The following is an 18,988-nucleotide window of genomic DNA, read 5'->3' on the forward strand; positions in this document are numbered from 1 at the left end:
TTTTGTGATCGTGAATATGGATGTGATGCCCCAAGCCTTTGCGTCGGGAAAAACGAGAGCGCAGGTAAAGCCGGCAAAATGCAAGGCCTCACGGTCGAGCGTTGGCGAGCGGCTGGTGCTGAACTCTGTTGCGTCTGTCGACGTTGAGGCATTGAACGCCTTCTACCGCCGGCGCGCGCACGCGGAAATCACGATCGCGGGCAGGGCGGTGCCGATTGCCGCCGTCTGGCCGGCGCCGAACCCTGCGGGCCAGCGGTGGTACACCATTGCGTTCTCCGTCGGAGACACGATGGGCAAATTGCGCCTGCCGCTTTCCGTGGTCGAAAGAGGCTTCGCCAGGGCAGACGAACTGGTCGACATGAAGCGGCTGGCCCCCGCCCACGCCGCACTGCTGCTGGAATCCGCGTTTGAAGAGGATCTCGAATGGATTGAGGCCAAGCTGGGCGACACTATCGCGCTCACCTCGGTCACACAAACAGAAGCAGTTTCGGTTTCGGGCGAGACCCCGTTGGCTTTTGTCCTGACCGACAGCCAGGAGACGATTAACTGCGTCTTGAACACGAGTGACGCCAGCCTGGCGGTTCGGATCGGCCGTCTTTTTGACGAGATCGCTAAGGCCAGACCGCCGATCCCGGCCGAATTTCCTTTGCCGATCTGCCTTCGGCGTGGCGCACTCAAAGTAACCCTTGGCGAGCTGAAAAGCCTCCAGGCTGGCGACGTGGTGCTTTTCAGGAATGAGGCGGAAGAACGCAACGCGGCACTCATCATTGCCGAGCACCTTTATGCATCGGTGGCCCTGACTGCCGCCGGGCCGCAATTGCTTGCCGCGCCGACCCCCGTCGCCGGATCCAATTGGGAGTGGACCATGAATCAGAACTCGCCGCCGTCAGTTGGCCAGACCTTGGAAGAGTCAACTCTGGACGAGTTGCCGGTTGTACTCGCTTTCGAAATCGGCCGCACGGCAATGCCTCTCGGAGAGGTGAGGCAGCTTGCGCCCGGCGCCATCGTTCCGCTCGCCGATGTAACGGAGGCGATTGTCGACATCATCGCCAGCGGTAAACGTGTTGGCAGTGGCGAGATCGTGCGGATTGGGGAAAGCCTGGGCGTGCGGATCCTTCGTATGTTCGATAATGCTTGAGAATTCGCCCAATCTCCTTGGTATTCTGATCGCCGTCGGCTTCGTCGGGTTGCTGCCTCTGGCGGTGGTCACGATGACGGGGTTCTTGAAGATTTCGGTCGTGCTGTTTCTCATCCGCAATGCACTCGGCGTCCAGCAGATGCCACCCAATCTGGTGCTGTACGGCATAGCGCTTGTGCTCACCGTCTATGTCACGACACCGTTGCTGAGCGAGATGTCTGGCCGACTTCAAGAAGGGCAAGTTCAGTTCCAGACGACCGATGACCTCGCCAGGGCAGCGCAACTGGTCAGGGAACCACTGCAGCGACACCTTATGAAATTCACTCAGCCGCAGGAGCGGCAGTTTTTTCTCGATGGAACGAGCCGCCTTTGGCCGGAACAGGCGCGGCAGAACCTGAAGGACGACGATCTCTCGATCCTTGTTCCGGCCTTTGTTGCGTCCGAGCTTACCCGAGCCTTCGAGATCGGTTTCCTGCTTTACCTTCCTTTCCTCATCATCGACATCGTTGTCGCCAATATCCTGATGACGCTCGGCATGATCATGGTCTCGCCGGTCCTTATTTCGATTCCCCTGAAACTGTTCCTTTTCGTCGCCATAGATGGCTGGTCGCGCCTGATGCATGGCCTGATCCTGAGTTACGGCTGACGACATGGCGGGTGCGCATGAACAATGACTTCATCCTGGCGAAGGTCCAAAGCGCGCTTTTGACGGTGCTGTTCGCGTCCAGCCCAGCGATCATTGCGGCACTGGCGGTCGGCATCCTCGTCGGCCTTGCCCAGGCGCTGACACAGATTCAGGACCAGTCGCTGCCGCAGACGATCAAGCTTGTCGTGATCCTGCTGGTCATCATCGTCTTAGGTCCTGTGCTTGGCCAGCAGATCGCGCAGCAGGCATCGACGGCTCTGGACGAATTCCCCGTCGTCACACGTTGAGGCACGCAGGTGCCGGTCGAACCACTCTTCGCGTCTGTCAAAGACCTTCAGGTCTATCTCTTGGCAGGCGCTTTCGCGCTCGCACGCGTGGGTGGTTTCATGCTTCTGATGCCGCTGTTTTCGCGTGTGCCGCTATCAGGGCTTCTGCGCAATGGCGTGGCATTGGCGCTGGCAGTTCCAATCTTTCCAATGGTCGTGAGCAAGCTGACGAACAGCGACATCACGACCACGATGATCGCAGCCTACATTCTCAAGGAGGTTGTGGTCGGTGTAACGCTCGGGCTGTGTATGGGGATACCGTTCTGGGCAGCAGAGGCTGCCGGTGACATCCTCGACCTGCAGCGGGGCTCTACGATGGGGACGCTGATCGACCCTATGATGACGCACGAGACGAGTGCTACCGGCACCTTGCTCGCGGTCATCATGGTCACAATCTACCTGGCTGCCGGCGGCCTGCAGCTTTCCCTGACCAGTCTCTACGAGAGCTACGGCCTGTGGCCGATCGACAGTCTTCTGCCTGTATTCAGCAAGGATGCTGCGGGAATATTTCTGCGTCTGCTGAATCGCATCATGGCGATGGCGCTGACCCTCGTTTTCCCGCTCATCATCAGCATGCTCCTGTCCGACATTGTGCTGGCTTTCCTGGCGCGGGCGTCTCCGCACCTGAATGTTTTTGCACTGTCGCTGATCGTGAAGACGCTGGTGTTCAGTCTCGTCTTTGTACTCTATGCGGCTTTCCTGCTCTTCTACATGAACCGCGATCTTGGTTTCCTGCATGAGGCAAGCCGACAGATAGAAGCGATCGGCTGCCGCGAGTGTCAATGAGAATAAATATGAGCAAAAGCTAATAAAAAGCGCCATCCTTCGCCGGCCAATAAATACGATTTATCAATGAGGAAAGATTCTGATGATTTGACAAGCGGCAGACCTGCCGATGATCTTACGCGCTCTCGACGTGTCGTTGAAACGCGCATCCGTTGGAAGCCATGGCTCGCCCGATCACTTTACCGATCTACGAGGATTTGCGAATGGTCGATGCAGGCAGATTGCGCAGACTCGTCAGGATGGGTGCCTATGAAGGGCATACAGGAGGGCTTGCGCGCGGCAAGCTCCAGGCCAACGTCGTGATTGTGCCGCGCAGCTTTGCCGCCGATTTCTATCAGTTTTGTGTCCGCAATCCGAAACCCTGCCCTTTGGTCGGTGTGAGCCGTGCGGGCAGCCCATTTCTGCCTGCGCTGGGCGATATCGATATCCGGACCGATGCACCACAGTACAGCATCTATCACTTCGGCGAGATGATCCGCCACACCACAGACATCATCGACCTGTGGCGAGATGACTTTGCGGCCTTCGCGCTCGGCAGTTCGCTCACCGTCGAGGCCGCACTTGTCGAACGAGGCGTGAAACTCCGGCGTATCGGCCGTGGAAAAACCGCCCCCAAGTTCCGCACCAAGATCGAGACGTCCCAAGTCGGACCGTTCGGTGGCGAAATGGTCGTCTCCATGCGTCCGATACGGCATAGCGAAGTCGACAAGGTTCGCGTGCTCACCGCGCGCTTTCCGCATGCGCACGGGTCTCCCATCCATGTCGGAGAGCCCACGACGGTCGGCATCCGAAATTTGATGGCTCCCGACTGGGGTGATGCTGTCGAAGTCTTGGACGGGGAGATCCCTGTATTCTGGGCGAGCAGCCTGACCGCCCAAGACGCTCTTGCTCGTGCCGAACTCGCGATCTCCATCACAGTCTCGCCGGGCCATATGCTGATCACGGACGTGGATGCACGAGCGCTGTCTTGGATTAATTTCGAAATTGGCGCGAGCTTGCAATGATCGTGCTCAAGTCGGAGCTTGCCTGATCCAACGGCTCCGAATCACTTCGACTGCAGGGCGGACGCGAGGATAGCTACCCTTTGCCGCCGGATTCTGGACCTCGCATCCGTCGCGACCTCGCCCGACTGAAGATACTCATTAGGAGGTCAATGTTGTCGGGCGACCCGTACTAAATTAGAAGATCTGGTAGCAGGAGCGCGCTGCCGCCTTTGCCATACTCACCGGAGTACCAGTTCCGGCTTCGCTGCTGCGGCTGAACGAACGGAGCCTAATCCCGGATCTTCGCGTGCCGATTTTTTACTAGCTTCCCGCCAACGACAACCCACGGGCGCGCTCGCATAGCAGGGCAAGCAATTCGCTGCGCCGCGCTTCCGGTGTGTCGACGGGCAACACGAAGCAAAGCGTCTTGTTGATGGCCCCGTTGCCGTCGCGGATGGGCGCGGCCATGCACCACGTGAAGCGGTCGGCCAGAGCAGCCGTCTCGCTGAAACCTTGCTGGCGCGCCAGAGCGACATCGCCGAAGAACTCGGCTGGCGCAATGACGCGGCCGTCGGGAAGCGTGTAGTCGCCAGGCGGAATGAAGTCCCGTATTTCCTGTTCGCTCATATGGCCGAGCAGCAGCCTTCCGGACGCCGTCCACGGTATCGGCACCTCGACTCCGACATCGCTTGAAATCCGGAACGGGCCAGGCGAGTCCCGGCAATCAAGGACGACATATTTGGTCCCGCGCAAGCCGCACAGTTGGACGGTCTCGCCCGTCTCCGCGCCTAGTCTGTCCAGGGTTTCGATGATGCGCCGGTAATGGGCATTATGATGTGAGTAGGCCCAGCCGAACAGATGCATCGCCTTTCCGAAATAGACATAGCCTTCCGTTCCGACGTTCTCGAGCATTTCGGCTTCCAGCAGGCTGTTGACGATTTCATAAGTGGTTGAACGCGGCGCGCCGATCATCTTGGCGATGTCGCCGACGCGCATCGGCGCGCGGTGCCGCAGAAGGGCCTCGAGTAGCATGATGACGCGGTCGATCCCGCGACGCCGTTCGCCATTGCGCGGCTCGGCGCCGGCTTCCGTTTCAATTAGACCAGTGACGCCATCGCTCATGTAGGCCGCACCCGCGCAAAAATCATTCGGCCCTCGTCTCAAGACGCTTGAAAGATGTCAAGGCTCAGTCTAGCATCCCATTTGTCCGATATATAGGCCTGTTGTCTGAAATATCGGACAATAACGAGCCAAGCGCAGTAAGTCCTGACGAGAAAAACGGGCGGTTTCCGATGCGGCAACCGGCGGGTTTTCTCGTCCCGACCCCGCACGTCCAAGCATAACTTCAGAAGGGAACAATCATGACGAAATCATCGTTTTTCGCATCCGCCAGTGCCCTTTGCCTCGGCCTTCTCCTCAGCCTCGGCGCCGGTTCGCAAGCCAACGCCGCCGCTAAATGCATCAAGGGCGATCGCAAAGCACCATATACGATCGGCTGGGCCAATATCTATTCAGTGCCGACCTGGATGAAGCAGACACAGGGCACGATAGAAGCCGAAGTCGAGACTTTGAAGAAGCAAGGCTTGGTCGACAAGCTCGTCGTGACCGATGCCCAGGGCGACGCCAACGTCCAGATTCAGCAGATCCAGTCGATGATCGATTCCGATGTCGATGCCATCATCCTGATCGCTGGTTCGTCGACCGCGCCGGCGCGCGTGCTGGCGGACGCCTGCGCCAAGGGCATCGCCATCATCAACTTCGACAGCCTCGTCGATACCGACCAGGTGACCGCCAAGGTCAACACCGATTCCTCACAGTGGGGCGATCAGGCGGCCAAGTTCTTGATCGACGCCATCGGCGGCAAGGGCAAGATCCTCATCCTCAATGGCCCAGCCGGCGTTTCGGTCAGCGACGACCGGCGCAAAGGCGCCGATGCCGAGCTTAAGGCCCATCCCGATGTGAAGGTGCTTGCCGAGACGAACACGCCCTACAATGTCGCGCCCGCCCAGGAGGCCGTCACCAGCCTGCTTTTCGCCAACCCCGAAATCGATGGCATCCTGTCGCTGGGCGGCGCGTTGTCGGCGGGCGCCGTGCTCGCGCTCGACAAGCAGGGCCGCGACCAGGTGCCGATCACCGGCGAGAATGCGCGCCAGTTCCTCGAACTGTGGAAGGAAAAGGGCCTGAAGAGCTGGGCGACGATGCAGCCGAACTGGCTCGGCGCCTTCGCCACCTACACCGCCGTCCAGGCACTGGAAGGCGAGGATGTGCCGGCTTTCGTCAAGATCCCGTTGCCGGTGATCGACAATTCCAACATCGACGAATACCTCGCCCGGGCGAAGGATTTCCCGGCTGACGGGTATATCTATTCGCCGTATGATGAGGATCTATTTAAGAAGCTGCTGGCCCAGAAATAAGCCTGAAGGGTTGTAGCATTGACAACCACGGCTCCGCTTCTCGCCGCGCGGGGGGTGTCGAAGTCCTTCTTCGGCAACCCCGTTCTGCGCAACGTTTCCATCGCTCTCCAGCCGGGCCGCGTGCATGCGCTGCTGGGCGAGAACGGCGCAGGTAAGTCGACACTGATCAACCTTTTGTCCGGCGCCTTGCGCCCGGACGGCGGGGCGATCGAGGTCGATGGGCGCCCGGTCTCGCGCATGACCCCCGCTAATGCGCGACAGGCCGGGATCGCTGTTGTCCAGCAGGAACTGAGCCTGACGGCCAGCTTGTCCATTGCCGAAAACATCGGGCTCGGTGCCTATCCCAAACGGTTCGGCTTGATCGACTACAACGAGCTTGCCGTCCGGGCCAAAGCCGCATGCGATCTTGTCGGGCTTTACGAACCGCTGTCTACGCCGGTGGGGCACCTGTCCCTCGGCCGCCGGCAGATGGTGGAGATCGCCAAGGCGCTTTACCGCCGGCCGCGCGTGCTCATTCTCGACGAACCCACCTCATCGCTATCGGCAACTGAGACAAAAATCCTCACCGACCTGCTGGAGAGGCTTCGGGGCGAGGGCATCGCTATTCTCTACATCTCACACCGACTGAACGAGGTGATGACGCTGTGCCAGCATGTCACCGTGCTCAAGGACGGGACCTGCACGGCGGACTGCTCGCTGGAAGGAACCGATGCCGCCGGGCTGGTACGGCTGATGGTCGGCCGCGACCCCGGCGATCTCTTTCCACGATGGCGGCCTTCGCCATCGCCGGCCGACGCCATCTCGGTTCGTAAATTTTCGGCCGGCCTGATGCGCGACGTCGATCTCGACATCAGGACGGGCGAGGTGCTTGGCATTGGCGGCCTGGTCGGGCAGGGGCAGGAAGATCTGCTGCTTGGCCTCTACGGCGCGATCCCCGCCAGGACGGTATCCGCGACGGTTAACGGTGTTTCGGGTTTGCCCCGCGGCGTGCCGAACGCCAATGCGCTCGGCCTCGCTTATGTCCCGGCTGACCGCAAGCGCGAAGGCTTGCACCTGATCCATCCCATCATCACCAATATGATGCTGCCCGCCTTCGCAAGGCTGCCGGCGCTGAAGCTGCGCAGCCGGCGTGCCGAGCGCGATATGGCAAAGGGTCTCGCCGCCCAGCTTGCCATCAAGGGCGACCTCGACCGCCCGGCGCAGGCACTCTCAGGTGGCAACCAGCAGAAGGTCGCGCTGGCGAAATGGATGCCACACGAGCCGCTTGTACTTCTCCTCAACGACCCGACGCGCGGCGTCGATGTCGAGACCAAGCGTGAGATCTACATGATGCTTCGCAAACTCGCCGCCGCCGGCAAGGCGATCGTGCTGCTCAGTTCCGACACACCCGAACTGGTGCACCTTTGCGACCGCGTCGGCGTGGTCCGCGAAGGCCGCATCGTGGCCATGCTCGAGCGCGAGGCACTGAGCGAGGAAGCCATCGTTTCCGCCGCAATGGGTGCCGAACAGCAGAAAGTTGCGGCATGAGCGCGGTTGCATCCTCAAGCCAAGCCGGCGCGCTCTACTGGCCGGTTCAGCTGCGCCGCAATGTCGGCGTGCGCAGCCTGTTCGCTGTGGTCCTGGCGTTCGTCATTGCCTACGGTTCCCTGTTTCCCGGCCTCTTGACAGCGTCCGGTTTCGCCAAATTCACCCAGAGCTGGTTTCCGCTGGCGCTGGTCGCCATGGCCCAGGCGATCCTCATGCTCACCGGCGGCATAAGCCTGGCCATCGGTGCCATGGTCAGCCTGGGCGCGGTGATCGCTGCGACGACGATGACTGGGCCGCTGGGCGTAGCCGGGGGTGCCGCTGCGGTGGCGCTGACCGGTCTCGGCATCGGTGCCGCGATCGGGTTCATCGTCGTGAAACTTCGGTTGCCGGCAATCGTGGTGACGCTCGCTGGCTCCTTCATTATCGGCGGCGCTGCCCTGCTCATCCTGCCGAGGCCGGGCGGCGCCATACCCGAGTGGCTGTCGGACCTGCTTGCCGGCAACACGCCGGCGGCATTCGTGCTGCTGGTACTCATCGTGCTTTTGTGGAAACTCTATCTCGCCACGCCGCTTGGTTTGAGCATCTATGCTGCAGGCGAAAATCCCGTCGGCGCCTACCGCTCCAGCGTGCCGGTCGACGGTGCCCGGATCGCCGCCTACGCGATTAGCGGACTGCTTTGCACAGGCGCCGGCCTGTTCATCGCCGCGCAAACGGGTTCGGGCGATCCAGTCATCGGCACGGCGTTCACGCTGAATTCCATTGCCGCCGCAGTGCTCGGCGGCATCGGTTTCCTCGGCGGCCAGGGTACCATGCGCGGCGCTCTTGCGGGCAGCCTGCTGCTCAGCCTGATGATCAGTGTCATGTTCTTCCTCGGCTTCACGCCGGTCGCCCAATATGTCGCCCAGGGCCTCATCATCATCGGGGCGGTCGCCATCCCGCAATTCCGCAAGGTGCAGCAATGACAGCACGGAAAGACAGCGTGAGCGGCAGGCGCGCCGTGACGATTCTGCGCAGCCGGCCCTTCCTTACGATCGCTATAGTTGCGGCGGTATGGATCGCGGCGAGCTTCGCTTCACCTGGCTTCGGCGCTTATGGGCATTTGCGCTATTTGGTTGAATTGGGCGCGGTGATCGGCCTGGTCGCGGCGGGCCAAACTTTCGTGGTGATTGCCGGCGGCATCGACCTTTCCGTCGCGGCGATCGTCACGGTTAGCGCTGTCAGCCTGCCGCTGCTTTCGTGGCAGGCGGATCCGACAGGGCTCACCGCCGTTCTTGCAGTTCTCACGTTGACGAGCGCAATCGGTCTGGTGAACGGGCTGGGCGTGGCGCTGTTGCGCGTTCATCCAATGATCATGACACTGGCGATGGCGACATTCCTGCAAGGTCTGCTGATCATCATCGCCGGCGGCAGTGCCGTGACCGCCGAGAACCCGCTGGTCCGCTGGCTCGGCAATGCGCGGCCGGTCGGTATTCCGGCAGGCGTGCTTTTGTGGGTGGTCATTTCAGTGATCGTTCTGACCACGATGCATGCGACATCCCTTGGCGCCCGGATATTCGCGATGGGCGCCAATCCGCTCGCCGCGGCGCTGTCCGGGGTTCCCGTCGCCTCGACCACGCTGGCGGTCTACGGCATCAGCGGCTTCTGTGCGGGACTTGCCGGTGTGTTGGTCCTCGGCATGAACGGACAAGGCTATGTCGGTATCGGCGATCCTTATCTGCTCGCCTCGATTGCCGCCGTGGTGCTTGGCGGCACCTCGATCCTCGGCGGGCTCGGCACCTATGCCGGCACCATCCCCGGCGCCATCCTGCTGGTTACGATCACGGCGCTGATCACCGTGGTCAACGCATCGCCCGGCTGGCGCAGTATCCTGTTCGGGTCGCTGATCCTGGGGCTGCTGCTTCTCTCAGGCAGAGAGCAGGCCCGCCGATGACATATCCTCCAGCCGATAAATGCGCCGTGCATTGCCGTAGAACAGTGCCGTCTGCTCGTCCGCGGAAAGCTCTCCTGCAATGGCCTTGAAGCTGTCATACACCGCATCGAACGATGCATGCAGGCCGGCGACTGGAAAGTCGCTGCCGAACATCGCGCGCCGCGTACCGAAACAGTCGATGCAATGCATGACAACCGACCTTAGGCTGTCGAGCGTCCAATCATGATCGTAGGCGACCAGATCCGATATCTTGATAGCGACGTTCTCGCGCTCCGACAAAAGCCGCAGCCCTTCGCGCCACACCCGCATCCCGTCCGCATCGCGATCGACCGGGCTGCCGCAATGGTTGAGAACAAAGAGCTGGTCCGGAAAGGCCGCTGCGAGGCGCGCCGCGCCGGTGAGCTGGCGCGGAAACACCATCAGGTCGAAAACCAGCCGGCGGCGCCCAAGCAGGGACAGGCCGGCACGCCAGGCCGGATCGTCCATGATGCCGTCGCGGGCGGCAAAACGACGGGCGGGATTCGGATCCCAGCTCAATATGTCGCGTACGCCGACGACACGGTCGAATGCCGCCTGCGCCTGGACCAGCGCCGGCGCTTGGCGGTTCGCCAGAGGTACGTGAACGACGTAACGGGCGGCCACGCCGCGCGACTTGTCGAGGGTTTCAAGCCACCGCGTTTCACCGACGCAGTCATCCCCGGCCCAACCGGCTTCAACATGGACGGTGGCGACGACACTGTGCTGGCCGGCGTCGCGCAAATAATCTTCAGGAAGGTAGTTTCGCCGCAAGGGGCCAAGCTCGCCCAGACCGCCGCGTTCGCCAGCCGTGGGCGTGAGCCAGGGATGGCGGCCGAGGCCGAGATCCCAAAGGTGATGGTGGGCATCGATGATCGGTCCGCAGTAACGCTTTGGCACGTATCTCTCTCATGGTGTGGCCGGCATCGGAAATCGATCCGGACTTCATCCTGCGAAAGCGAAAGGACTAGCATCGGATGACCGAAAACTCACCCGTACTGTCGCTCGCGACCCGTGAAAATTTCCTGCTCGACGATCGTATCCGCGGCGTGCCGCCTGGCACCCTCGGGCTGGACAGCAGCTTTGTCGCATCTGAGCGCTGGCATCCAGCGCATGGACGTATGTCGTTGCCGGTGTTGACCCTCGACGAGGAGGCCTTCATCGCCAATCGTGACCTGTTCCTGGGGTATGCGCGAGAACAGGGCGCCGTGATCGCCCCGCATGCCAAGACCCCGATGGCGCCTGACCTTGCCCGGTCGCTGATCGAGGCCGGAGCATGGGGCACGACCGTCGCCGACATAAGGCAGGCCACAGTGATGCTCAGAGCCGGGCTCTCTCGGCTGATCATCGCCAATGAGGTCGGCGGACCAGGTGGTGCGAACCGACTTGCTGTCCTTGTCGGCGCCTGGCCAAGCGCCGAGTTCTACGTTTTTGCCGACTCTTTCGACGCAGTGAATGCGCTTGCTGAAGCTTGGCGCGCCAATGCGACGCTGCCGCCATTGCGCGTGCTCGTCGAACTTGGTGTGGGGAGGGCAGGCGCCCGGACCACCGGCGAAGCCGAGGCGATCGCCGACGCGGTTGTAGCAGCCGGAGGGCGGCTGCTGATCGCCGGCGTCGCAGCCTACGAAGGTGCCGCGGCGCAAGCCGATCCTGGCCGCACCGATGAGGCGATATCCGCCCTGTTGGCAATAACAGCCGATATGTTCCTGCGGCTCCGCGCCCGCGTCGGCGGCGACACCCCGCTGATCGTCACCGCCGGCGGCTCGGTGTACTTCGACAAGGTGGTCGCAGCGCTTTCGCCCCTCGTCTCCAGGGACGGCAATGCCACGTTGGTGCTGCGCAGCGGCGCCATCTTCTTTCACGACCATGGCGTCTACGACAGGTCGCTCGGCGCACTCGATGCCCGCGACGGTTTTGCGATCGGCGGCGTCAGTGCTTCCGCACGAAATTCCTTCCAACCGGCTTTGCGCCTGTGGGCCGAGGTACTGTCGCGGCCGGAGCCCAGCCTTGCTATCTGCGGTATGGGCATGCGCGACGTGTCGTTCGACCAGGGCTTTCCGAAGGTCGTGACCATCTTTCGTGCCGGCAAGCAGCTGCCGAAAGCGCGTGCCGAGGTCTTCAAGCTCAACGACCAGCACGCCTTCCTTACAATTGCGTCGGGCGACGATATTGCCGTTGGTGACGTCGTTGAATTCGGCATCTCGCACCCCTGCACCTGTCTCGATCGCTATCGCGTGATTTTCGGCGCCGACGCGGACGGGTATGTCCGCCACGCCTTTCCCACCTATTTCGGCTGACCAGATATCGCGGCCACTTCCAAAAAAGAGAACCTCGAAAGGATCTGATATGATCAAGTACTTCCAGTCCGGCTCCCGCATGTCCCAGGCGGTCGTCTATGGCGGCCTCGTGCACATCGCAGGCCAGGTGGCAGACGACCGCAAGGCCGGCATCGAGGGTCAGACGCGCGACGTACTCTCCAAGGTCGAGGCGCTCCTCGTCGAGGCCGGCAGCAGCAAGTCGAGGCTAGTGGCGATCAACATCTTCCTGCCGCAGATCGCCGACTTCGATGCCATGAACAGCATCTACGATGCCTGGGTGGATCCTGCGCGCCTGCCGGCGCGCGCCTGTGTCGAGGCGCGTCTCGCCGATCCCGACCTCCGCATAGAGGTCACTGCGATCGCAGCTGTCTGAGCCGCCGCCATGCACACCGGCCTCAGCCATACGCTCGACTTCGACCGGGACGGCAAGACACTCGGCCATCTCAGCATTCCGTTTTCGATCGACCGTTCGCCCTATTTCCAGGTCAAGGTCCCGATCTGCCTTGTCCGCAACGGCGAGGGCCCGTCGGTGCTTCTGATGGCCGGCAATCACGGCGACGAATACGAAGGCGAGCTGTCGCTCGCAAAGCTGGTGCGCCGGCTCGATCCCAAGCGGATCAAGGGTCGCGTCACCATCCTGCCGATGGCGAACGTGCCGGCGGTGATCGCCGCAAAGCGCTGCTCGCCACTCGACGGCGGCAATCTCAACCGCGCCTTTCCGGGCGACCCGTCAGGCACGCCAACAAGCCGGCTTGCCAATTTCCTGGAGATGGAACTGTTTCCCCGCCACGACGTCATCTTCGACATTCATTCTGGCGGCACCTCGATGGAGCATCTGCCGACCGCGCTTGTCGAGCACAATACCGATCCCGACCGGCACCGGCGCGGTGTAGAGCTAATGCGGACGCTCAGCATGCCATATGGGTTCGTGGCCGACAACGGCCAGGCCTCACCGACCTCCATGGGTGCGGCGCGCCGGGCCGGCGCCATCGGCGTCAGCGGAGAGTTCGGCGGCGGTGGCACGGTCACGGTCGATACGATGGAGATTACAGCCCGCGCACTCGACGCCCTGATGGCCGCCTTGGGAGTGGTTGAGGCGCCGGTTCTTGCACCCGCAACCGGGCCTTCGGCGCCGACGCGGCTTCTTTCGTTGTCTCGGCACAGTCAGGGCCTTTATGCCACAAGCCGTGGTTGGTTCGAGCCGGCAGTCAGGCTGGGCGACAGCGTGACTTCAGGCCAACTGGCGGGCTGGTACCACGACCTCGAACGGCTCGACCTCGCCGAGCAAGCCCTGCACTTTGTCGAAAGCGGCATTGTGCTTTCGCGGCGGCTGCACACGATGTGCGAGGCGGGAGACTGCCTCATGCAGGTCGCCGAGCCGGTCGACTGATAAGAAGCCCTCCCGACCATACGCCAATATCGGGATCAAGACTGAGGATAACCGGATGCAACTGTCCATGTGGACCTATCCTTGGGATGTCCAGGATCTGGGCTTGGAGACGGTCGAGCGCGATCTTGTCGAGCGTGCCGGGCTCAACATGATCAGTCTGGCGACTTCCTATCACGCTGGCCGGTTCCTGCAGCCGCGCAGCCCGCGCCGGAAAGCCTATTTTCCGGAAGACGGAACCATCTATTTTAAGCCAGATGCGGCACACTGGGCCGACCTTGCCATCCAGCCCAAGGTGGCGGACGTGATCATGGAAGGCGGCGATGTGCTTGGCGACCTTGTGCGCCGGCGCGAGGTGGGCGGGCTCGGCGTTTCGTGCTGGACGGTCTGCTTGCACAACACCCGGCTCGGCATGCTTCATCCGCAGGCCGTAACCCGCAACGCCTTCGGCGATGCCAACTACTACAATCTCTGCCCATCACATCCGGAAGCACGCGCTTATGTCCGCGCGCTGATCGCCGATATCTCGCACAGCTACAGGCCGGACCGGATCGAGCTTGAAAGCCCGTCCTTCATGGGCTTCGCCCACGAATACCATCATGAGAAAGATGGTGTCGGGCTGACGCCGGAAGACGATTTTCTGTTGTCGATCTGTTTCTGTCCGTCTTGCCTTGCGCGCGCGGCCGAGGCCGGCGTCGACGGCGAAGTAGCGCGCAAGCTCGTCGGGCAATGGATCGTCGAGACCTGCGAGCGCGCCGTGCCCGAACGGCGCTTTCCAGACTTTCCGGGGAGCGGCCCCGACACTTTTTTGCCATGGCCGGAACTCCATGGCTACCTGCTGTGGCGGTTCGAACCGGTGACCAGCCTGGTCGCCGAACTGCGCGAGGTGGCCAATCCGGCGACCCGCGTTGTCATCATCGATTTGAAAGACGGTTGGCTTGGCGGCTGCGATCTCGCGGCGCTCGGCAAGGTCTGTGACGGGGCAATCCTGTGTGCCTACGACATGCAGCCCGGCGATGTCGCCAGCCTGATGGCGGCCGGACGCGCAGCCCTTGGCGTGGAAAAGTTCCTCGGCGCCGGCTACCGGCTGTTCTATCCGGAAATGGCAGGCCCCGACATCCTCACCGCCAAGGTGAAAGCTGCGATGGCGCCGGATGTCGACGGCATCAATTTTTACAATTATGGCCTTGTCCCTGCCGCACGACTCGATTGGGTGAGTGCCGCAACATCCGTTTGAAAAACCGATCCGTTGCCGCAGTCTGCTAGGACTGACCTCACTTTGCCTTGGAGCTTTATGAGCATGCCGACTATTCGCTTCGGTCACATTGGCCGGCGGCGGCCGGACAAGCTGAAAGCATGGCCATGACGGTCCATGCGGATCGAAGATCATACGCCCGACCATATTTGCTGCATATACGCTTCCGAGTATACAGAGTTTGATACGGAAGAGCGTATATTGAAATTTATCTGCGCGAGCGTATAATACCATGGCCAGAGAGGTACGCTGTGGACCAAATCGCCCGAACACCCAAGCAGATTGGAGATGCCGTCCGCCGGCAGCGTCGCAAGCTCCGCCTGAACCAGACCAATGTCGGGGACCAAACGATGCTGCGTCAGGCGACCATCTCGGCCGTCGAGAGTGGCGCGCCTGGGACCCAGCTCGGAACGCTTTGCGACATTCTCGCAGCGCTCGACCTCGAATTCGTCGTCCGCCCTCGGACCAAGGCAAAGCCGGCCGAGATCGAGGACATCTTCTGATGGCTCGTCCGCGGCGGCACATCCCGCTAAATATCTTCTTGAACAGCCGTCTCGTCGGGCGGCTGAATAGACAATCCAGCGGCGCGATCGATTTTCAGTACGATCCGTCTTGGCTTGCTTGGGAGCACGCGCTGCCCGTCTCGCTATCACTGCCTCTGCGTGAAGATCGTTATATCGGTGCGCCCGTCATCGCCGTCTTCGACAATCTCCTGCCCGACAACATCCCCATTCGCCGCCGTATGGCGGAGCGTGTTCATGCTCAAGGAATAGACGCCTACGACCTGCTTGCCGCTGTCGGACGCGATTGTGTCGGCGCATTGCAATTCCTGCCGGATGGTGTCGAGCCAGGCCCCGCTGGTATTGTCAACGGCAAACCCGTTGACGATACCGAGATTGCCCATCTTCTCCGCGATCTGGCATCGGCTCCCCTTGGGCTTGGCGAGGACGAGGACTTCCGGATCTCGATCGCTGGCGCTCAGGAAAAGACTGCGCTCTTGTTCTGGAAAGGACGTTGGTACAAGCCGCTGGCGACGACTGCCACGACGCACATCCTCAAACCACAGATTGGACGGTTGCCAAATGGCATCGACCTTTCCTTCAGTGTCGAGAACGAATTTTTCTGCCTCAAGCTGACAACCGCCCTAGGGCTCCCGAGCGCCGTCGTCGCAATCGAGGAGTTCGAAGGCAATCGCGTGCTCGCGGTCGAGCGGTTCGATCGCCGATGGACCAGTGACAATCGTCTCCTGCGTTTGCCCCAGGAAGACTGCTGCCAGGCCCTTTCTGTGCCGCCGTCACTGAAATACGAATCCGACGGCGGGCCTGGCGTTCCGGCTATCCTCAATTTGATGAAGGGAAGCGACCAACCGGAGGTAGATCAAGCTGCGGTTTTAAAAGCCGTGGTTGCCTTTTGGCTTCTCGGCGCCACAGATGGGCACGCCAAGAATTTTAGCGTCTTTCTTTCTCCCGGCGGCCGGTTCCGCATAACGCCGCTCTATGATGTGATTTCAGCGCAGCCCAGCCTTGATGCGGGACAGATCAAGCACAACAAAATGAAACTGGCGATGGCCATTGGTGACACACGCCACTACCTCGTCGACAGCGTCATGCCACGCCATTTTATCCAGACCGCCGCCAAAGCAGGGATCGGTCCGAAACCCGTCAAGGCGATCTTTGATGAGCTGCGCCAACAGGCGCTAGCGGCGGTCGAACTGGTTTCTGCATCGCTCCCAAAGGATTTTCCTGCGGAAGTCGCTGATGCCATCGGCAATGGGGTCAGGGCTCGTGTACGCAGACTGGAAGAGGCGTGATGCTGAAAGTCGAGACGCAACCAGACTGATGTCGCCATTGCGACAACGTTCAAATGGTCTTCTTCAGCAGCAGCAGCATCCCGGCGGCCACGGCCGCCGCTGCGTCGTCCAGCATGATGCCGAACCCACCCCTTACCTTCTCATGCGCGATAGGATGGGCCAAGGTTGACCACGTCAAAAAAACCGGAAAGCAAGGAACCTGCCGATTACCAGAGCGGCTCGAGCGGCAGCATGGAAAGTGTGACGCGGCGCTACCCGATCCTAGCCAGTGCCTTTCTGGGATAGGATCAACTCACGGATTTGCCAGCCTGTAACTTTCTTACGAGGCCGATCAACTGATCCAGATCAGCGCGTGGAAGCGCAAGTATCTCGGGCGGGGGCTTGTGATATTCCCTTGTCAATTCCTCAATGGTTGCAGCACCCTTGGCCGTAAGCTTGACAAGTTTGACACGGCGATCGCTTGGCGACGGAACACGTGCGGCGAGCCCCGCCTGCTCAAGCCGGTCGACCAGCCAGGTCGCCGTCGATGGATCGCACTGCCATTGAGCAGCCAATGCGCCGATCGGCTTGCCCGCGTCTTTGTCGAGGGTGAAGAGGGCGCGGGAGTCGTTGGGCGTCAGGCCCAATTTCCGCTGGATCTCCAACCGGTCCGGCGCGGACCGGATCAGGAAATCAAACATCAGGCGCCATGCCTCGGTGGCGTGCTGCAAGCGATCTTGGCTCGGTCTCATTCCACGCTCCTTCGAGTCTTGACACATACTTGGACCAATCATATGATTTGATCAATCAAAATGTTTTTGTGGTCAAAGCAATGAGAGGAGATCCGAGATGACCAATACCACGGTTCTCGTCGTCGGAGGCGGCCTGAACGGTCTGACGGCGGCCGCCCTATTGGCTCACAACGACATTGCGTGTGTCCTCGTCGAGCGTCATCCCGACACGTCAATCCAGTACAAGTTTGCCGGCATCTCCCCGCGCAGCATGGAGATTTTCCGAAGCCTCGGCCTCGAGGAGGAGATTCGTACAAATCGGACGGGGGACCAGCAGGCAGGCGCTATTGCGCGCGCCAGGAATCTCGCCGATCCGGAGATTCAATGGGGCGGACCGGCGTGGCCGGATGCAAGTGCCCTCAGCCCCACGCAACCGGCGACGTGTGATCAGCACGTCCTGGAACCGATTCTGCGCCGCTACGCCGAGCGGAACGGTGCAGACGTGCGTTTTAGCACGGAGCTGGTGACTTTCGATGAGGACGAGACCGTCGTCCGCGCGGAAATTCGCGATATCGCGACTTACGCAAAGGAGGTCATCTCGGCCGACTATCTGATCGTCGCGGACGGTGCGAACGGTTCCCTGCGAGAGAGGCTGGAGATCAGCCGCAGCGGGGCAGGCGGCCTTCAGAACTGGATGAATGTAGTCTTTGACATGGACATGCCTCCGACGATAGGCGGCAAGCGCTTCACGTCGTGCTTCGTGACGGACCTCAACGGGACCTTCACGCCCAGGGAGGGTGGACGATGGCTTCTGGCGCTCCAGTACTTTCCCGAAAAGGGCGAGAAACCACAGGATTTTGATGAAGCCAAGTGCAGGGAACTGATCATACGAGGTGCGGGCCGGTCGGACATCACGACGAGGCTTGTCGATGCGCGCTCCTGGGAAGTGGCCGCCCTCACAGCGCGCCAATTCCGCCGAGGCCGCGCGTTTCTTGTGGGGGATGCCGCACATGTGATGCCCCCAACAGGCGCTTTCGGTGGCAATTCAGGTATCCACGACGCCCATAACCTTGCCTGGAAGCTTGCGATGGTAGCACGCGGGCATGCCGATCCCTCGTTGCTGGATAGCTATGACATGGAGCGCCGGCCGGTCATCGAGGCTACGTTGGCGCAAGCGCTCGCCCGCCTACAGAAATGGTTCGACGATCCGTCGAAGCGGTTGCCTCCTCCTGTTGCGATCGTCGAGGATTACGACGTGGTATTTGGCCAACGCTACACTGCAGGCATCGTGGCTCGGGAATCCACACCGGACGATCACCCGTTCCAAAAATCCGTCGAGCTGTCGGGTCGCCCTGGCACGCGTTTACCGCATTTCGCGGTCGGGCGCGCCGGCCAGCGGATTTCGAGTCTCGATTTGTGCGATCGCGATCTTCTTCTCCTCTGCGCCGACGAAGCATGGTGTCAGGCCGCTGACGCCGTAAGCCAACGCCTCCGTATGCCGCTGACCTGCCACGCCTTGGGTGCCAATGGGGATCTGATTGACTTGGACCATCGGTGGCCTTCCGCGCTCGGGGTTGAAAGCGGCGGTGCCGCCTTGGTCAGGCCGGACGGCTTTGTCGCGTGGCGGTCAATGCACGGTGTGCCTGATCGCGTACAGGTGCTGATCGAAACACTTGATGGGTTTGGTTTCCGTACTCAGGCACACGAACACCATCGGTGAGCGGCGGCGAGTGCGGATGCCTC

At 61.4% G+C, this 18,988-nt stretch carries 19 protein-coding genes; 16 read left to right on the forward strand and 3 right to left on the reverse strand.

Features of this window, described 5'->3' with window-relative positions; all coding sequences use genetic code 11:
* The first annotated feature begins 16 nt into the window (after positions 1-16).
* The 5 genes from sctQ to NKI25_RS15630 all read left to right on the forward strand — a co-directional run bounded on the left by sctQ (position 17) and on the right by NKI25_RS15630 (position 3,900).
* Complete coding sequence (gene sctQ, locus NKI25_RS15610) at positions 17-1,138, forward strand: type III secretion system cytoplasmic ring protein SctQ (protein ID WP_352591466.1); 1,122 nt, start codon at positions 17-19, stop codon at positions 1,136-1,138.
* Positions 1,131-1,784: a type III secretion system export apparatus subunit SctR gene (gene sctR / locus NKI25_RS15615; RefSeq protein WP_352454246.1), complete on the forward strand. Its 654-nt coding sequence runs from the start codon at positions 1,131-1,133 to the stop codon at positions 1,782-1,784. Before sctQ ends, sctR begins: the two co-directional genes overlap by 8 nt.
* A gap of 17 nt (positions 1,785-1,801) precedes the next feature.
* The gene (locus NKI25_RS15620; RefSeq protein ID WP_352454247.1) at positions 1,802-2,071 is read left to right on the forward strand and encodes an EscS/YscS/HrcS family type III secretion system export apparatus protein; all 270 of its coding nucleotides are present in this window, start codon (positions 1,802-1,804) and stop codon (positions 2,069-2,071) included.
* 9 nt (positions 2,072-2,080) lie between these two features.
* Positions 2,081-2,896 (forward strand): type III secretion system export apparatus subunit SctT, encoded by an 816-nt coding sequence (gene sctT / locus NKI25_RS15625; RefSeq protein WP_352591469.1) that lies wholly within the window; start codon positions 2,081-2,083, stop codon positions 2,894-2,896.
* Between the two features lie 161 nt (positions 2,897-3,057).
* A complete protein-coding gene (locus NKI25_RS15630) occupies positions 3,058-3,900 on the forward strand; it encodes a D-glutamate cyclase family protein (RefSeq protein ID WP_352591472.1) in 843 nt (280 codons plus the stop codon).
* Between the two features lie 300 nt (positions 3,901-4,200).
* Here NKI25_RS15630 and NKI25_RS15635 read toward each other — a convergent pair whose 3' ends face one another.
* Positions 4,201-5,001, reverse strand: a complete 801-nt coding sequence (locus NKI25_RS15635; RefSeq protein ID WP_352591475.1) for an IclR family transcriptional regulator — start codon at positions 4,999-5,001, stop codon at positions 4,201-4,203.
* A gap of 239 nt (positions 5,002-5,240) precedes the next feature.
* Here NKI25_RS15635 and NKI25_RS15640 point away from each other — a divergent pair, with 239 nt between their 5' ends.
* Genes NKI25_RS15640 through NKI25_RS15655 form a run of 4 tightly spaced genes read left to right on the forward strand, consistent with a single transcriptional unit; the run spans position 5,241 to position 9,750 of the window.
* Positions 5,241-6,293: an ABC transporter substrate-binding protein gene (locus NKI25_RS15640; RefSeq protein ID WP_352470927.1), complete on the forward strand. Its 1,053-nt coding sequence runs from the start codon at positions 5,241-5,243 to the stop codon at positions 6,291-6,293.
* A gap of 18 nt (positions 6,294-6,311) precedes the next feature.
* Positions 6,312-7,820, forward strand: a complete 1,509-nt coding sequence (locus NKI25_RS15645; RefSeq protein ID WP_352591478.1) for a sugar ABC transporter ATP-binding protein — start codon at positions 6,312-6,314, stop codon at positions 7,818-7,820.
* On the forward strand, positions 7,817-8,782 hold the full coding sequence (locus tag NKI25_RS15650; protein WP_352591481.1) for an ABC transporter permease: 966 nt from the start codon (positions 7,817-7,819) through the stop codon (positions 8,780-8,782). Before NKI25_RS15645 ends, NKI25_RS15650 begins: the two co-directional genes overlap by 4 nt.
* Entirely contained in the window at positions 8,779-9,750 is a 972-nt protein-coding gene (locus NKI25_RS15655; protein WP_352449116.1) for an ABC transporter permease, read from the forward strand. The genes NKI25_RS15650 and NKI25_RS15655 overlap by 4 nt, the downstream gene beginning before the upstream one ends.
* Here the strand turns inward: NKI25_RS15655 and NKI25_RS15660 are convergent.
* Positions 9,724-10,665, reverse strand: coding sequence for an amidohydrolase family protein (locus NKI25_RS15660; protein WP_352591485.1), 942 nt, complete (start codon positions 10,663-10,665; stop codon positions 9,724-9,726). The two genes, NKI25_RS15655 and NKI25_RS15660, sit on opposite strands and share 27 nt — an antisense overlap.
* A 77-nt stretch (positions 10,666-10,742) precedes the next feature.
* On the opposite strand from NKI25_RS15660, the gene NKI25_RS15665 reads away from it, so the two are divergent.
* From NKI25_RS15665 to NKI25_RS15690, 6 genes are all read left to right on the forward strand, one after another.
* Positions 10,743-12,062 carry an alanine racemase gene (locus tag NKI25_RS15665; protein WP_352826699.1) on the forward strand — a complete coding sequence of 440 codons (1,320 nt, stop codon included), beginning with the start codon at positions 10,743-10,745 and terminating at the stop codon, positions 12,060-12,062.
* Positions 12,063-12,111: 49 nt separating this feature from the next.
* Positions 12,112-12,456 carry a RidA family protein gene (locus tag NKI25_RS15670; RefSeq protein ID WP_352591491.1) on the forward strand — a complete coding sequence of 115 codons (345 nt, stop codon included), beginning with the start codon at positions 12,112-12,114 and terminating at the stop codon, positions 12,454-12,456.
* Between the two features lie 9 nt (positions 12,457-12,465).
* Positions 12,466-13,473, forward strand: a complete 1,008-nt coding sequence (locus tag NKI25_RS15675; protein ID WP_352576835.1) for a succinylglutamate desuccinylase/aspartoacylase family protein — start codon at positions 12,466-12,468, stop codon at positions 13,471-13,473.
* Between the two features lie 55 nt (positions 13,474-13,528).
* Positions 13,529-14,707, forward strand: coding sequence for a hypothetical protein (locus NKI25_RS15680; protein ID WP_352591494.1), 1,179 nt, complete (start codon positions 13,529-13,531; stop codon positions 14,705-14,707).
* Between the two features lie 368 nt (positions 14,708-15,075).
* Positions 15,076-15,228 (forward strand): helix-turn-helix domain-containing protein, encoded by a 153-nt coding sequence (locus tag NKI25_RS36450; RefSeq protein WP_502896956.1) that lies wholly within the window; start codon positions 15,076-15,078, stop codon positions 15,226-15,228.
* Positions 15,228-16,535 carry a type II toxin-antitoxin system HipA family toxin gene (locus tag NKI25_RS15690; RefSeq protein ID WP_352591498.1) on the forward strand — a complete coding sequence of 436 codons (1,308 nt, stop codon included), beginning with the start codon at positions 15,228-15,230 and terminating at the stop codon, positions 16,533-16,535. The genes NKI25_RS36450 and NKI25_RS15690 overlap by 1 nt, the downstream gene beginning before the upstream one ends.
* A 287-nt stretch (positions 16,536-16,822) precedes the next feature.
* On the opposite strand, the gene NKI25_RS15695 is transcribed toward NKI25_RS15690, so the two are convergent.
* On the reverse strand, positions 16,823-17,266 hold the full coding sequence (locus tag NKI25_RS15695) for a MarR family winged helix-turn-helix transcriptional regulator (protein ID WP_352591501.1): 444 nt from the start codon (positions 17,264-17,266) through the stop codon (positions 16,823-16,825).
* A gap of 97 nt (positions 17,267-17,363) precedes the next feature.
* On the opposite strand from NKI25_RS15695, the gene NKI25_RS15700 reads away from it, so the two are divergent.
* A complete protein-coding gene (locus NKI25_RS15700; RefSeq protein ID WP_352591504.1) occupies positions 17,364-18,965 on the forward strand; it encodes an FAD-dependent monooxygenase in 1,602 nt (533 codons plus the stop codon).
* Positions 18,966-18,988 lie beyond the last annotated feature (23 nt).

It is taken from the genome of Mesorhizobium sp. M0808, assembly GCF_040320025.1.
In the GTDB taxonomy this organism is placed as follows: Bacteria; Pseudomonadota; Alphaproteobacteria; order Rhizobiales; family Rhizobiaceae; genus Mesorhizobium.